The organism is Johannesbaptistia floridana (genome assembly GCF_057440575.1).
The window spans coordinates 1-1,493 of sequence record NZ_JALKVM010000297.1; the positions used below are offsets into that span (position 1 = coordinate 1).

Annotated in this window: 1 protein-coding gene; it reads right to left on the reverse strand. The window is 33.3% G+C overall.

Features of this window, described 5'->3' with window-relative positions; translation table 11 throughout:
* Window positions 1-1,484, reverse strand: a 1,484-nt coding sequence (locus MW688_RS17930; RefSeq protein WP_486737381.1) for a GUN4 domain-containing protein, incomplete at its 3' end; no start/stop codon positions are given.
* Between the last annotated feature and the right edge of the window lie 9 nt (window positions 1,485-1,493).

Here is a 1,493-nt window from a genome sequence, read left to right on the forward strand (position 1 = left end):
TCTAGTTTACCACCTTTTTCTAAATAAATTTGTTTTTGCACAGAAAAGCCATATTTATTATCACTGTATTTTAGCCATAGCTTATCAATAGTCTGTAATTCCTCCTTGGGGAAGTTTTTACAGTCATCTAGGTTTAAATATCCTTTTCCCCCTTTATCTCCTAGCTGAAGCATTAATCTATTTGTTTCTTTATCTGCGTCATTCCAGTTAGAATTTGCTAGTAACTTCTCTAATTTAGTATAATCTACTCCTCTTTCACTCTTGGCTACAGATGGAGAGATATTACTATCAACAGAATATCTACTAGCTTGATTGACCTCAACTTGAGATTTAGAAGGTGGGATATTACTATGACTAGGATAATCATTAGCTTGATATATCTCTACTTGATATTGGCTTATCATTTGATTTAATTGACTATCCACATCTGCTTCTATTGATTGCAGTCTTGTAGTTAAGGAGGTATTCTCTAACACCTTTGGTGGTAGTGATAATTGGTCTAAACTATCAATGCTTTGGAAGTAAGCTGCGTCTAAACCATCTCTGATATATTCTTGTTTTTGATAGCCTTTGACTAGAAAATCAAGCACCTCATCTCCTAAATTACCCTGTTTATCCCAACTAGATAGACGCACATCTGTTTGGAATAAATCCCCGACTAATAACCTAATTTCTTCTACTGTAGCTGATAATTCCTCGTCTATACCCACTACCTGGTCAATTAAACCCTGAAAAGGTCCTAATACTGGACTCATAATTTTTTCAAAGTTTTGAGCTATTTCTGCTAATTTAGTGATATCTTGTTCAATTTTATCTATTTTTTTTTGTAACTCATAAGCCTTTTGATACTTTTTAAGTCTCGATACCATATTTTCTAGTAGTTGTCTTTGCTCAACTTGATCGCTGGCTAGTTTTTGAATGCTATCGTTGATTAGTTGGATTTTTTTGAGCATTAATTGAGTCACACGGTACAAAATGAAGACATTATTAAAGATTTGTTGCTTTTGGCTTTGATATAGGTTGAATAAAACGGGATCCGTTTTATCTTCTGCTTCTTGTAATAAGCGCTCTTGTTCAACATTAGCCAAATCCCCACATTTTTGATGGACTATTCCTTTTAATTCTTGGGTTAATTCTATAAAGAAGCGCTCATAGGAAGTTTTATGTTGACTAAGAAAATTAATAATAGTGTTATAGTCAGTTACCAATCTTTCTAATTCTTGGAATTTCTCCTCAAAGGTAATGTCTCTGTTTTCTTCAATTTCTTTTTCGGTTTTTATCCAGAAAAAGACTCTTTCTGAGGTTGTTTGCTTGATTTTACGTTGGTTTGCTCTAATTAACTCTTGACGAGCTTTGATGTTCTTTTGTAACTCAGTAAAACCGGAGCTATTGAGTACAGGTAAATAGTAGGTTTTCTCGTATATTTTAATAGGTTGAGTAGATACATCTAAAGATGACTGGCTTTTGTTGGATTCGTTTTCCATAACTGTAAA